The sequence below is a fragment of the Algoriphagus sp. 4150 genome (genome assembly GCF_031457395.1).
GTDB lineage: Bacteria > Bacteroidota > Bacteroidia > Cytophagales > Cyclobacteriaceae > Algoriphagus.
This window is the reverse complement of record NZ_JAVDWS010000019.1, coordinates 94,416-108,260: the sequence shown is the minus strand read 5'-3', so window position 1 is coordinate 108,260 and position 13,845 is coordinate 94,416. Positions and strand designations below refer to the sequence as shown.

The window sequence follows — 13,845 nt, the reverse complement described above, 5'->3', positions numbered from 1 at the left end:
GCATGAATATGAAAATTTAACTTCTTAGCGTTTTCTTACCCTTACCTAAAAATATAAAAATGAAGTGACAGAAAAATTATAAACATATGAAAAGAGCAATTATCATCGAGGATGAAGTTAGAAGCAGAGAATTGCTGCATGCCTTGGTCACCTCCCATTGTAGCGAAATAGAGGTAATAGCTTCCACGGGAACTGTAAATGAAGCTATAGCCCTGATCAAGGCACATGAACCGGATATCCTGTTTCTGGATATCGAGCTTCAGACCGGAACGGGATTTGAAATCCTACAGCAAATAAACGGTCTCAGCCCGGCGGTTATTTTCACCACTGCCTATGAGCATTATGCCATCCGTGCGATCAAATTCAGTGCGGTAGACTATCTGCTGAAACCCATCGATGTGGATGAACTTAAAGAAGCTGTGACCAAAGTAGCCAGCCGACCTACTGAAGATCATCAGCGGATGCTGAGCTCCCTTCTCCAAAATCTGCATGAGCTGAAGCCACAGGGGAAGCCTACACTGACACTATCCCTGTCGAATGAACTGGAATTTATTCCTATCGATGAGATCATCCGGATCGAAGCAGCAGGGGCTTATTCTACATTCTATTTAGTAGATGGGAGAAAGATCATCGTCAGCAAAAACCTGAAGGAATATGAGATGCTTCTTTGCAGTCATTTTTTCATGCGCATACACAACTCCCATATCATCAATCTAAACAAAATCCAGCGAATGCTTAAAACTGATGGAGGCTATGCGGTGATGAGTGATGGGTTTCCGGTGATTATCTCTCCCAAAAAGAAGGATGAATTTCTTCACGCCATGTCACTGAGATCATTGTAAAGATCCCTGTTTTGCCAGGGGGGTGTCAATGGCCTATGTGGATACACATAAAATATATCTCTGAGAGTATCAGTGGGTGATTAAACACCGATTTTATTATCCGATGTAAATAAATTGATAGTTGACTCTATCTGGCGAAAATCGGACAAGCCCTTACTCACCTCCAAAGATAATATTCCATTAACATCTATATAATTCCTAAAAGGTAATTTTGAAAGCAACCGGCAAGAAGGGTTTATCCATGAAAGCCGGTCTATAAAGTATAGAGCTTATTCGGATTTCCAACTCAAAGAAGTTTAACCATGGGTATTGTACTTGCTGTTGTCACTCTTCAAGCACTCACCAGTGGTCTTTTAATATACCTCAATAAGAGATACAAGGGGGAAGATCTTTACCTAAGTCTTATTTTTGGTGTAATTTTTATTCATCTGGTCTATAAAGGAGCCCTACTGGTATTTTTCGAAGACAGGGAAATATTTGACAAACTTCACGGTTGCTTTTCGATGCTCTATGGTCCTATGCTCTATTTCTATATCAGATCCATTCTGGGTAAACCGGTAAGCTATAAACTACTCCTCATTCATGGGGTGCCTTTTTTTATGGGCTTAGGCCTTAATAGTATGATGATCATCTTTTTGCTTATAGATACTGATTTTCACCAGCTTATGGAAGTCTATCATCAGCTTACCCAATGGATGGTGTTTCTGTCATTTGTGGGGTATGGGACGTATTGTTTTGTAGCACTAAGGAAAGTGGAAGGAGATTGGTTTCTTAATCATAAGATTCTTATTTCCAAAGGTATAGGTGCTAGTTATTTGATTCTTTCTGTGCTGATTTTGATAGGTTTTGGCTCTGTGTTATTTGATTTTATTTTGCCCATCAATATGAGATACATCTACTTTACCATGATGTTTGTCTTGTTTTTTTCAGTAGTGCAGATCAGGATTAGAATGCTTTTGTCCAAAGAGAATCCCGGTGAAGCCCAAAACCATTTAGCGATAATTCCTAAGACTAAGTACCGCAATTCTAAAATTTCCGATGAAGAATTGGAAGAGGTTCTAATGAAAGTTTACCAACTTTTTGCCGATAAAAAACCATACTTGGATCAAGACTATAGCTTGGATCTGATGGCAAAAGACATCGGTCTTCCCAAGCTTAAAATCACTCAGGCATTAAACATGCATTTGGGACAAAATTTTTATCAGTTTGTCAACGCGGCCAGAATAGAAGAGTCTAAAGTTCTGTTGCAGAATCCGCTGGAAGAAAATCTCAGTGTGGTAGGTTATGAGGCAGGATTTAAGTCCAAATCCACTTTTTACAAGTATTTCAAGGATGCGACTGGATTTAGCCCCAGCGATTATAAGAAATCACTGGAATTCAGTAATTGAGAATCCGTTTATTGGTTAAGCTACCTTGCTTTATTTCCTTCAGGGATATTCAGTTTACTCTAGCACTTGATTTTTTCGGGCACTTCTAATTTCAATCTCCATACTTCCAGTGCCTTTGCCGGATAGATGTCTAAAGTGATCCGACCCTTGGCATTTGTTAGGCACTACTTGGCTTTTTTCAAATCGGCACTAAGGCAGAAGGTATTTCTAAAGAGAATATGGAAGGGATTCCGGAGTTTTTCGACTGACTTAAGCAGCTTCAATCTATCGATCTCTTCAATGGGAAGGTAAATGGAAATTGAAGAATAAGAATAACAATGGGATGCAGGATAGATTAACCGAATACCTGATTATCTGTTTTCTTTTTTTAGTAACTATTTGATAATACATAGTAAATAACTGATAATAAGTATGTTATATTCTATTTCTGATTGGAAGTGTGCGTGAAAATTTGTACGGACGACAAATGCAAACCGGAAGAATAGGTTTGTGGAAAAAATTGAAAGCTATGCAAAAACACTTACAACTAATGCTGGTATTGATGTTTTTGAGCTTTGCCATAAAAGCTCAAACCAACGCCTCCATATCAGGAAGAATATCCGATGGGAACGGGTACTTGCCCGGAGTAAACGTCTATGTGATAGAAACCAATCATGGTGCTCCGACAGACCTGTCGGGGAAGTTTGATATTTCCAATTTACCAACAGGAAAAGTAGCTGTCCGAATCAGCTATCTCGGTTATGAGACAGTCACCAAAGTCGTAGAACTTGTTCCCGGAAAAAATACAATTGGAAATATAATTTTGGCAGAAGCAGCGGGCGACTTGGAGGAATATGTGATTAATGGAACGATGATTCCTTCACAGATGAAAGCGATGTCCATAAAAAAGAATTCCCTTGCTATAATGGATGTGATTGCTGCCGATGCAATAGGCAAGCTTCCTGACAGAAACGCCGCCGAGGCGGTTCAGCGCTTGCCGGGAGCAAGTGTAAACCGATACCATGGTGAGGCCAATCAGGTGAGTGTGAGAGGAACTCCCTATGCTTGGGCTTCTACATTGTACAATGGTACCCGACTTCCCAGTGCAAATGTATTTGGCAATAGAAATTCTCTTTTGGATGCAATTCCGGCTGAAATGATCCAATATGTTCAGCTTTCAAAAGCAATTACTCCGGATATGGAAGGGGATGCGATAGGGGGTAGTGTGAATTTTGTGACCCGAACAGCTCCTCAGGATAGAACACTTAATATCAGTTTGGCAGGAGGATACGGTCAAAAATCCCAAAATGGAAGTTACAATGCTTCGTTGGTTTATGGCGACCGTTTCTTTGACGGAAAATTGGGCTTTGTAATCTCAGGGTCTATCTGGAATCGGAATTTCGCTTCGGATGAAATCGCCTTGGACTACAATCTAACTAAGGAAAATCCTGCGGAACGATATAGTGTCAACACAATGAATGCAAAAAGGTACTATGGTACCAGAACTACCTCTGCGGTGAATGCGGCCATAGAATATGAGTTTTCGTCTTCGCACAAAGTATTTGCGCGGCTGGTGCGGGATAGATTTGATGATGTCAGGCCGGTGTACGAATCTTATTACGAATTCAATAGAAATCGTTACCGCTACAGCAACAGAGAATCAGAATATAAAACCAACCTTAAAGGGGTCGAATTGGGAGGAAGTCACAACCTATCTACTACGTTTAAACTAGAATGGAAGGCATCTTCCTATGATATGTATTATAGACTTGATACTCCTCCGGGAATGCCTTCTGACCAGAAAGGTCTTCCGATCGCCCAGTTTTTTCAAAACCTGGAAGGTGATTTCGGTGGCAGATCCGCAGATGGACTGATATACAATACGTTTGATTCCCCCGACGGGAAAGGAATCTCGCCGCTGAACTTTGATCCCCAGCTTAGCAATGAGAATGATTTTCTAGACCCTACACGCCTGAGTTTGCAGCAGATGATAATATATCAAATTGACCAGCGGGATAGAGATCGGGTGGGACAGGTAGACTTTACCTGGGACGCGAGTTCCAAATTCAGTTTAAAAGCGGGAGGTAAATTCCGGTTTAAGAAAAATGAGGGAATGAATACCCCGTTGGCATTCTTAGCCAATGCCTCATTGGGAATTCCTAATTCGGCACCTTTAAGATATCTGAGTGAATTTGACCAGATGGATTTTCCTGTCACCGGTACATTTTTCAAGGAATTGAATGGGCAATTTGATGGGTTGGCTATTCAGCCGATGACCCAGACTCAGATATTTGAACTATTCACACCTGAGTTTTTTGAGCAAAATGGCATCAACAACTATTCTTCTGCGTCAAACGCCACGACAAAATTCAATGGAACAGAGGATGTCTATGCCGGATACATCATGGGAACCTATGAGCTTAACTCCAAACTCAAAGTAGTCGGTGGTTTTAGAAACGAATACACACAAATCGAAATGAACAGTTCAGTGTATGACGCGGCTACCAAGGAAGTAACTCCGATTACCAAAGACCACAGCTATAATGCCTTCCTGCCCATGTTTCATGTGAAGTACAGCCCTTCGGAAAACAAGAATCTCCGTCTGGCTTATACAAGGACTTTCGCAAGGGCAAACTTTGCGGATCTGAGCCCTTCAGAGAATATTGATATAACCGGTGGAATCCCTAGGATAACCCGTGGAAATACGTATTTGCTGCCTACTTTTTCCAACAACTTTGATGTCATGGGAGAGTGGTTTCTTCAGGATATTGGATTGCTCACTGCAGGGATTTTCTACAAGGATATAGACAATTTTATTTTCAGGGATCTTTCCACCGAGACCATCGATGGCACGGGGTATTTGGTCTCACAGCCAAAGAATCTGGAATCAGCTTTCTTGGTAGGGTTTGAGATGGGGATTACCAAGAGATTTTCCGGCTTACCCGGATTCTGGAGTGGATTTGGGGTTGACGTGAATTATACGTTGATTCATTCAGAGTTGGAAGTGCCGAGAATCGGAGAGAGCGGTGAGCCTATTGCCGTGGATATCACTTCTTTGCCCAATCAGTCTAAGAACCTTTTCAACACCTCACTTTTCTACGAAAAAAACGGTTTGATGCTTCGATTGGCTGGGAATTATCGTGGTCCATCCATTGAGACAATTAATCAGAACCTAGGCCCTGATTACTATGTGTCTGTAAACAAAAATTTCACAGTTGACTTCTCTGCGGCTTACTCAGTCTCGGATCGCATTAAGGTATTTGCCGAAGTAAGAAACCTCACCAACGAGCCTTTTGTCCAGTATTTGGGAGAAAATAAAAACCGGATTACATCCAGCGAGTGGTACGCCACTAACGGACAGGCTGGAATCAGATACGTAATATTCTAATCAAACACCATGAAAACGTTAAAAACACTCATCTTATCGGCCACCTTGCTTACTTCTCTGGAAGCAATGGCCCAGAAAAACCTTGGCTTAGAATCCAGCCCTAATTTTAGGGAACTAGGCGGTATTTCAGTCGGAAATGAATACCGTATCAAAGAGGATATGATTTACCGATCCGGTAGCTTTAGTAATCTTCCGGATTCTGATAAGGAGAAATTCGCTGAGACCGGAATAAATACCGTGGTTGATTTTCGGTCTGAATTCGAAATAAAACGGGAGCCGGACGATATCCCCGCCTCATTAGAAGCTAACTATGTAGGAAGCCAAATAGGTGAAATGGATCAGAAGGCTATGGGTCAATTTATGAAAGTTCTCAACAACGATGATTTCAGAACTGAAAGCCTGGATTCTCTGATGGTGGAGGCGAACAAGGGTTTTGTAACTAATATTTCTGATTATATGCCTTTTTTCGAAAGTCTTCGGAGACCGGATGCAGTAGTGCTTTTCCATTGCAGCGCAGGTAAAGACAGGACCGGGTTGGCCTCCTCTCTTTTTCTACATATTCTTGGAGCGGATTGGGATACTATTCTTGCTGACTATATGCGTTCGAATGAAGCAGTGCAGAAGCTTGATGAGGATAAACTTTCCATGTACGGAATTCCAAAGGATAGAGCGCAATATTTAATGGGGGTAAGGCCTGAATATTTGGAAGCGGCATGGACTGAAATCCAGAGAGAATTCGGCAGTGTCGATGCTATGCTCGAAAAAGAGTTCGGTATAGGAGAAAAGGAGAAAGCTGAGATTAAAGCTAAATATCTGACAAAAATCTGATTTTAACTTTACTTTAAAACCGAAGAAGGCTGTCTCACATCAGGAGGGACAGCCTCTTTTTTTTCGAATAGGAGGCAAAGAAGTCTCCAAAATCAAATCGGACGGCGGCGCGGATTGGGGGGATAGGGGCTCAGCACCTGCCTACTTGACCTTCCGTCTTACCACCTAAGCTTGAAAGTTCATATGTTCATTTCCACCTCCTGCACTAGCTCTTATTTCCAGACAAGGGTCCTTGGGCAGGAGACAATGATCTTGATGATAATTGGATTCAAAAGAGGGATGATTGATCCCAGTGGATTTAAGAGATCCTGTAGGCCTCTTTTCGGTAATTTAAGTCTCAATTCTTTGCCTCTAATCCCTGTACCGAATCTCAAAGGCGATAAATAGCAAGAAACGGGTTTTTAACATGCTATAAGTGGTTGACATTTGGATAAACAAACTTCTAACAGATGCATCTATTAAGTGAGCCTTCTATCCTGTATTTTGGAACCCCGGTTGTACTGATCAGCAGTGAAAATGAAAACGGTACTTATAATCTCGCGCCGATCTCTTCCGCATTTTGGTTAGGTTGGCGCTGTATTATCGGAATTGGTACAAATACCAAGACAGCGCAGAACCTGAAAAGGAAGGGGGAATGTGTCATCAATTTACCTTCTGTAAATGAAGCAGGTATTGTAAACGGGCTGGCAATGCTAACAGGCTGTGATTCTGTTCCTGCCAGAAAACAGGCTAAGGGGTATCGCTATGAACCAAATAAGTTTGAAATAACAGGGGCTACTCTAATGAAGTCTGAAATAGTTTCTGTTCCCGGGGTAAAGGAATGCCCTGTCCAGCTGGAGGCTGTTGTCAGTGCAATTAACCCTATTGGCGAAGATGATATATCTCTAAAGGATCGGATAGTTTCTGTTGAACTTAAAATCCTGAGAATAAGGTTGGAGGAAAACATCCTGATGGACGGTGATCCCAACCATGTCGACCCTGACAAATGGAGACCTTTAATAATGAGCTTTCAGCAGTTTTACGGTCTTGGAAAACAGGTCCATCCATCAGCACTGGCACAGATCCCTGAGCATTTGTACCGTCAATCTGCCCATCCTTGATCATATGGGGATTACCGAAACCAAACCGGTATAGTAAATTGAGGTTTACAGAAGTAAATCATAATTCCGGTCTGGGAATAGTTGACATCTCTTTTCGGACGTAATCGTCGTCAAGAGTCTGAATTTTTATTTATCCGAAGATAAAAAGGATGTTTTGATTTTATTTTGAGGGATGGTTTTGGCAGTCCTCCGAAGAAGGAGATACTTTTGCCTGCCGACCGAAGGGGGGCTCAAAAGTACCGAAGAAAAACTACCTCAACTTTATTGATACAGGTCAATACAGAGATTTAGGGGTGATAAATACATACAATGTCCCTTTTTCCACCTCCTGCACCATTCCCCATTTCCAGACAATGATCCAGGGCAGGAGACAATGTCCTTTGATTTTTTAAACCCAGCATTGAAATGCTGGGCTACAAATCTGCCATGTCCCGAAAGAATCGGGACTGGCTCTACGGCATTGCTTCGTATTTACGGCAGCATGGTGCCTACCTGACGTTCCGCCTTACTAGCCAAACTAGAGAGTTCATATTTTAGTGCCTTGGCTTAGTGGTTAGGGCGCGAGGGGGTGACGCAGCACGAGGGAGCGGCTGGTTTGCGCGGTAGGAGATTGCTGGCATCTTGACCTTTTGGTTCTTTTGCGTCAAGGCAAAAGAACAGAGAGAATAGACAGTGATACGATGAGGACTGAGGGAGCTCTGCAGAAGATTCAGGTTCCTTCAATTATTCTTAAGGCTGGCACCAGCCCTGAAGGGCGAAAGGCAAATGAAGATGCAGTGGCCGGTTTGGAAAATGTAAAGCTTATGCATCTGGAGGGGACGGGGCATAACTTGCATCATGACGATCTGGATGCTACGGTAAGAGAGATTTATGGCTTTTTACCCGGCATTGATTAAGTAATCCTGTTCCTGAGTATCTTGGATTCACGATCTGATCACGGTATACTGTAGTAACCTACTACGCTAACATAGGATGAATGATTAGCTGATTTCAGAGGGGGATTTCCTCCAATTGTCTTTTGCTAATTGGAGAGAATAGGTATCCTTATTAACTAATAAGACATCCATGACCGGACGTTGTCAGTTCATGAGATGTCTTACAGGCAGGGTGCGTGGCAACTTTTTGTTTTTATGTGCTATACCTACAAATTTTCATTGCAGGGCATTCAATAAGCATTCTTGTTATTGAAGAGAAGACACTTGAACGTTGTCAAAATTATCACAAAATCTAAGCTCAAGCTCCACTTCTTTATGTAGAAAAAGTCATACGCGAGTCGATGATTCATGTCTGATTCATCTTTTATTTCTCCTCTCAATCCATTCGCTTGAGCAAGCCCGGTAAGCCCCGGCTTCACCATATGCCTAAACATAAAATCGTTTATTTTGCCGGAATAATCTCTATTCATGGATAATGCATGGGGTCTTGGGCCTACTATGGACATTTCACCGATCAGAATATTGAATAGTTGCGGAAGTTCATCTAAGCTGGTTCGTCGAAGAATTGATCCTACGCGGGTAATTCTGGGATCATTTTTCTGGGCTTGGAGAAATTCACTGTTGCTGCTATGCTTCATTGTTCTGAATTTATAGCAATAGAACGGTTTATTGTTTTTTCCATGCCTAAGCTGCCTGAAAAGTACCGGGCCTTTGGATTCCAAAGAAATGCATAGAGCAATTAGTACAAAAAGCCACCAGCCGACAAAAACAAAGAACAATGTAAAAATTGACAGATCAACTAATCTTTTTAATGCAACTTGAAACGAGTCCAGATGATTGATTGAGTAGGATTTATAGATGAAGTCTCTATTCCTGCTTAAATCCTTAACGGCAATATAATTATCCAGTGTAAGCGACATTTTATTAAAACCGTAATTTGTGTGTCAGTTTTGAAAAGACGATGTATTTGACGTAAATGCCTCCATAAAGAAGATATCTTCTCCACAGTCTTTTTGGTTCTTTGATGAATCTCCCAAACCATTCCAATCCGTTTTTTACCCAGAAATCGGAAGGTCGGTCTATGGTTTCGGAATAAAAATCGAATACAGCACCTATAGTACAAATGTAGGTGGCCTGGATTTTATCCCTGTTTGCATGTACCCATTTTTCTTGCTTGGGTGCAGTCATTCCCACGAACAATACATCAGGAGAAAATTCATTGATGTGTGCTATCATCACCTCATTTTCTTCTTCGGAAAATTCATCCCGAAATGGGGGTGAATAGCTTGCGTGAGAAATATTGGGATATGAACTTCCCAACTTCTGTTGGATAGCATCCAAAGTTTCCTGTTTGGAGCCCAAGTAGAAGCAGCTTCCGTACACACTGTTCAAATATTTCAGTACAAATTCATGAAGATCCGCTCCCGCGATCTTTTCAAGCTGGTTTCCATTCAGAAATTTCGCCGATAATACTATTGAAATTCCATCAGGCAACAACACATCTGAGCTCATCAGAGCACTTTTAAACACTTTGTCCTCCTCTGCAATGCAGAAGCTGTATTGGTTTAATGTGTTGATGATTGTTTTTCCCTTGTGAAAGAGATCTCCCAATTGACCATTGAACATTGGGTATCCCAAAAATTCCGATCCAGTTGTATTCATATTCGTCTGATTTTGAAAATGCTGTAAAGAAGGTCGTGTGACATTCAAAAGTTCGACAAGGTACAAATAAATTTATTTGAAATACATTTAACATGGTAGAAAATTTTAAAGATAATTTTATTTATTTTGATGTTTAATTGAAATAATCATTAAAATGAGTTTTTTGGCTAAAATAATTATATCGCATAATGTATTTTTTATATTTTATCAACATGATTTTAAATGAGAATTTGAAAGATAAAATGTTCAAAAATTTGAATTAAGGCAAACAGGGGTGTCTCTGCCCTTACATGGTCAAATTGTGAGAGAGTCGAGAAGCGTTGGATGATTTTTATTTTCAGTGGTCGATATAGAATTTCCTCTATTTTCTTTTTTGTTGTTGATCAGCCGGTATCTGGCTGAAATCCATATTTAAGTGCTGTTAGGTGGTCAGATTGATTTTTTAAACCAATAAAAAAGCATTTCAATTAGTAAAAAATGTATTTTAAATTTTTTACTTCAAAAATCACTTTCTATATTTGAGGCAAATTACAGGGTAGCGCATTTAGTAAGCAGTCCTGAATTCTGATTCGAAGCATTTTGGTAATTGGATAAATAATTAGTTTTTATGGATTTCTTGAAAAAGAAAATTTACGTGGCAGGGCATAGCGGAATGGTTGGTTCGGCTATTTGGAGACTTTTGCAGGCCCGTGGGGCAGAACACCTTATAGGTATGTCTAGCAGGGACTTGGATTTGAGGGACCAATATGCGGTGTCGGAGTTTTTTAAAGAAGAGAAACCCGACATAGTTATTGATGCCGCGGCCAAAGTCGGAGGTATTTTGGCAAATGACAGCTATCCTTACGAGTTTCTGGTTGAAAATCTGCAGATTCAAAACAATCTGATCAGCAGTGCTCTAAAAGGGAATGTAGAACGGTTTTTATTCTTGGGAAGCTCATGTGTTTACCCCAAGAAAGCTCCTCAGCCTATAAAGGAGGAGTATCTGCTTACCGGGCCATTGGAGGCTACCAATGAAAGTTATGCAATAGCGAAAATTGCGGGTATCAAGGCTTGTGAGGCAATTTTTAGGAAGAAGAATAGAATGTTCACTTCTATTATGCCTTCAAATCTCTATGGGGCATTTGACAATTTTGATCTAAACAGTTCGCATGTATTGCCGGCTATGATCAGGAAATTCCACGAATCCAAAATCAATGGCAATCAGCCGGTCAAACTGTGGGGGACCGGCAGTCCGCTGCGGGAATTTCTTTATGTGGATGATCTGGCCGATGCAGTTATCTTTTTACTGAATAAAAATGCACCGTATCCTGTTTTGAACGTGGGAACCGGCTATGATATCGAAATTAAAAGCCTTGCACTAAGGATTCAAAATGTTGTCGGCCATGAGGGAGAGATATTTTGGGATGTGGATAAGCCCGATGGCACTCACAGGAAAGTGATGGACATCAGTAAAATGAGAGGTATGGGTTGGGAGCCGAGGGTGTCTTTAATAGAAGGAATTACAAAAACATACAACTGGTACTTGCAAAACATCAGCAATTTGAAGATGGTGGATATGCATATCTGATTTTATTAATTAAACAAATACACTTTATGAAAACAGCATTAATAACCGGCGTTACGGGCCAAGATGGAGCTTATTTGGCAGAATTGTTACTGAGCAAAGGTTACACTGTACATGGTATCAAAAGGAGAGCGTCGTCTTTCAATACCCAGAGAATTGACCACCTATATCAGGATCCACATGAGTCGGATCCCAAGTTCATTCTTCATTATGGAGATCTGACTGATTCTATGGGTATTACCCGTATTATCAAAGAGTGCCAACCGGATGAGATCTATAATCTAGGTGCTATGAGTCATGTGAAAGTGAGTTTCGATACTCCTGAATATACGGCCAATGCCGATGGGTTGGGGATTCTCAGAATTTTGGAAGCTGTACGGTTACTTGGCATGGAAAAGAAAACCAGAATTTACCAGGCAAGTACCTCAGAACTTTATGGGTTGGTGCAGGAAGTTCCACAGAGAGAGGAGACTCCTTTTTACCCTAGATCTCCCTATGCAGTCGCTAAACTGTACGGCTTTTGGATAGTGAAGAATTACCGGGAAGCTTATAATATGTTTGCCTGTAACGGTATTCTGTTTAATCATGAATCTCCCTTGCGTGGAGAAACTTTTGTGACCAGAAAAATCACCCGTGCTGTGTCCAGAATAGGTATGGGAATGGAAAGTGTGCTTTATCTAGGCAATTTGGATGCACTGAGAGATTGGGGGCATGCCAAAGATTATGTAGAAGCAATGTGGAGAATGCTTCAAGTAGACGAGCCTGAAGACTTTGTGGTAGCGACTGGGGTGACCACCAGCGTAAGAGATTTCTTACATCTAGCCTTTGGGCAAATAGGATTCAAACTGGACTTCATAGGTAAAGGAGTGAGTGAAATGGGTGTGCTGTGCGGGATCGATTATGATATTGCCTTGGAAAAACTAGGGAAGTCCAAAGAAGAGTTGCCAAAGCCGGGTGAGGTTATGGTGAAAGTAGATCCTGAGTATTTCAGACCTACTGAAGTTGAGCTTTTGATTGGTGATCCGGAAAAAGCATTTAAAAAGCTTGGCTGGAAGCCTAAATATAATCTTGAAGCATTGGTTGAGGATATGGTTTCTTCAGATCTACAACTCTTAAAGAGAGATGTTTGTCTATTGGAAGGTGGCTTTAACGTGATTTCTAATTCTGAGTATTAATAAATAGATTCTTCGGAAACACTAATAGTTTAAAGCCTTTTGGTTTTGACTATTAGTGTGCTTCTGATCTGTCAATTAAAATTTTTGATTCATAAGTTCTTGATTTAAGTGCCGGAGTGGTCGATGTCCATATGCTTTATGGAATTGGTCAAGAAGGCCTGACGATTAGAGTTGTCAAGGACAGGGGCGGTACTTGCGGCTAATTTATATCGTGGATTGAGCGATCCATCTCATAGGCTGCCGAAGAGTATTAATTTTTCTTTTTCGGATTTTATTGCCGGACGAGGAAGGGCTTTGTATGGAATGGATTACTGGTTTTCTCTTTAAAAAAATGAATTTTCTACAAAAAACGCCAAAATATGTCTAGTGTAAACAAAACCCAGGTGCCGGTAATTCCTATTATAGAAAAGAAATTGCCCACCACTGATGCTCAGAAAGAAATCTGGCTCACCTGTCAAATAAAAGATAAAGAGGTAAATAGGGTACACAATGAATTGGTGTACCTGAATCTACAAGGGGATCTGTCGGTAAAAATCCTTCAGGATTCTTTTATAAAACTGATTGAGAAACATGATGGAATGCGTTCTTTAATAAGCGTTGAAGGAGATTATGTTTTAGTGTTTAATGAGTATACAGTTCCTATCAGAATGAGGGATATAAGAGAGTTGGGGGTTAATGATAAAGATGTGTTTCTCAAAAAGCATTTAGAACAGAAGAAACCTTATCACTTTAATTTGATACAAGGTCCCTTATATGTTTTGGATTTGATTCAGTTGGAGGATATGAACTATTTGCTGACACTGACAGGACACGAATTGATGTTCAGCGAAAAGTCACTGCAACTTATGCTGAGTGAGTTGGTGACTATGTATTCTGATCATATTTCAGACAATCCCATATGGCAATCCAAGGAAATTGTTATTTGTGAAGGTATCCATAGTTAAGGAACACTTTTTATGACAAGAAGGCCTTGTTCTATACACC

At 40.8% G+C, this 13,845-nt stretch carries 11 protein-coding genes; 9 read left to right on the top strand and 2 right to left on the bottom strand.

What is annotated here, in order from left to right; translation table 11 throughout:
• The first annotated feature begins 86 nt into the window (after positions 1-86).
• The 6 genes from J2X69_RS19855 (at position 87) to J2X69_RS19830 (ending at position 8,421) form a co-directional block, all read left to right on the top strand.
• Positions 87-842, top strand: coding sequence for a LytTR family DNA-binding domain-containing protein (locus J2X69_RS19855; protein WP_310107267.1), 756 nt, complete (start codon positions 87-89; stop codon positions 840-842).
• 302 nt (positions 843-1,144) lie between these two features.
• Positions 1,145-2,230 (top strand): AraC family transcriptional regulator, encoded by a 1,086-nt coding sequence (locus J2X69_RS19850; RefSeq protein WP_310107266.1) that lies wholly within the window; start codon positions 1,145-1,147, stop codon positions 2,228-2,230.
• A 508-nt stretch (positions 2,231-2,738) separates the two neighbouring features.
• Positions 2,739-5,597: a TonB-dependent receptor gene (locus J2X69_RS19845; protein ID WP_310107265.1), complete on the top strand. Its 2,859-nt coding sequence runs from the start codon at positions 2,739-2,741 to the stop codon at positions 5,595-5,597.
• Between the two features lie 9 nt (positions 5,598-5,606).
• Positions 5,607-6,425, top strand: a complete 819-nt coding sequence (locus tag J2X69_RS19840) for a tyrosine-protein phosphatase (protein ID WP_310107264.1) — start codon at positions 5,607-5,609, stop codon at positions 6,423-6,425.
• A gap of 449 nt (positions 6,426-6,874) precedes the next feature.
• On the top strand, positions 6,875-7,525 hold the full coding sequence (locus tag J2X69_RS19835) for a flavin reductase family protein (RefSeq protein ID WP_310107262.1): 651 nt from the start codon (positions 6,875-6,877) through the stop codon (positions 7,523-7,525).
• Between the two features lie 638 nt (positions 7,526-8,163).
• On the top strand, positions 8,164-8,421 hold the full coding sequence (locus J2X69_RS19830) for a hypothetical protein (RefSeq protein ID WP_310107260.1): 258 nt from the start codon (positions 8,164-8,166) through the stop codon (positions 8,419-8,421).
• A gap of 269 nt (positions 8,422-8,690) precedes the next feature.
• Here J2X69_RS19830 and J2X69_RS19825 read toward each other — a convergent pair whose 3' ends face one another.
• Both J2X69_RS19825 and J2X69_RS19820 read right to left on the bottom strand, forming a co-directional pair.
• Positions 8,691-9,380 carry a sugar transferase gene (locus J2X69_RS19825; protein ID WP_310107258.1) on the bottom strand — a complete coding sequence of 230 codons (690 nt, stop codon included), beginning with the start codon at positions 9,378-9,380 and terminating at the stop codon, positions 8,691-8,693.
• A 4-nt stretch (positions 9,381-9,384) separates the two neighbouring features.
• Positions 9,385-10,122 (bottom strand): WecB/TagA/CpsF family glycosyltransferase, encoded by a 738-nt coding sequence (locus J2X69_RS19820; RefSeq protein ID WP_310107256.1) that lies wholly within the window; start codon positions 10,120-10,122, stop codon positions 9,385-9,387.
• A 607-nt stretch (positions 10,123-10,729) separates the two neighbouring features.
• Here J2X69_RS19820 and J2X69_RS19815 point away from each other — a divergent pair.
• The 3 genes from J2X69_RS19815 (at position 10,730) to J2X69_RS19805 (ending at position 13,805) form a co-directional block, all read left to right on the top strand.
• Complete coding sequence (locus J2X69_RS19815) at positions 10,730-11,689, top strand: GDP-L-fucose synthase (protein WP_310107254.1); 960 nt, start codon at positions 10,730-10,732, stop codon at positions 11,687-11,689.
• 26 nt (positions 11,690-11,715) lie between these two features.
• Complete coding sequence (gene gmd, locus J2X69_RS19810; RefSeq protein WP_310107251.1) at positions 11,716-12,861, top strand: GDP-mannose 4,6-dehydratase; 1,146 nt, start codon at positions 11,716-11,718, stop codon at positions 12,859-12,861.
• A 359-nt stretch (positions 12,862-13,220) separates the two neighbouring features.
• Positions 13,221-13,805 (top strand): condensation domain-containing protein, encoded by a 585-nt coding sequence (locus J2X69_RS19805; protein ID WP_310107250.1) that lies wholly within the window; start codon positions 13,221-13,223, stop codon positions 13,803-13,805.
• Positions 13,806-13,845 lie beyond the last annotated feature (40 nt).

Excerpts from the sequence above, each read along its gene's own strand:
- J2X69_RS19855 (WP_310107267.1), top strand. The coding sequence starts at position 87 with ATGAAAAGAGCAATTATCATCGAGGATGAAGTTAGAAGCAGAGAATTG.
- J2X69_RS19850 (WP_310107266.1), top strand. The coding sequence starts at position 1,145 with ATGGGTATTGTACTTGCTGTTGTCACTCTTCAAGCACTCACCAGTGGT.
- J2X69_RS19845 (WP_310107265.1), top strand. The coding sequence starts at position 2,739 with ATGCAAAAACACTTACAACTAATGCTGGTATTGATGTTTTTGAGCTTT.
- J2X69_RS19840 (WP_310107264.1), top strand. The coding sequence starts at position 5,607 with ATGAAAACGTTAAAAACACTCATCTTATCGGCCACCTTGCTTACTTCT.
- J2X69_RS19835 (WP_310107262.1), top strand. The coding sequence starts at position 6,875 with ATGCATCTATTAAGTGAGCCTTCTATCCTGTATTTTGGAACCCCGGTT.
- J2X69_RS19825 (WP_310107258.1), bottom strand. The coding sequence starts at position 9,380 with ATGTCGCTTACACTGGATAATTATATTGCCGTTAAGGATTTAAGCAGG.
- J2X69_RS19820 (WP_310107256.1), bottom strand. The coding sequence starts at position 10,122 with ATGAATACAACTGGATCGGAATTTTTGGGATACCCAATGTTCAATGGT.
- J2X69_RS19815 (WP_310107254.1), top strand. The coding sequence starts at position 10,730 with ATGGATTTCTTGAAAAAGAAAATTTACGTGGCAGGGCATAGCGGAATG.
- gmd (WP_310107251.1), top strand. The coding sequence starts at position 11,716 with ATGAAAACAGCATTAATAACCGGCGTTACGGGCCAAGATGGAGCTTAT.
- J2X69_RS19805 (WP_310107250.1), top strand. The coding sequence starts at position 13,221 with ATGTCTAGTGTAAACAAAACCCAGGTGCCGGTAATTCCTATTATAGAA.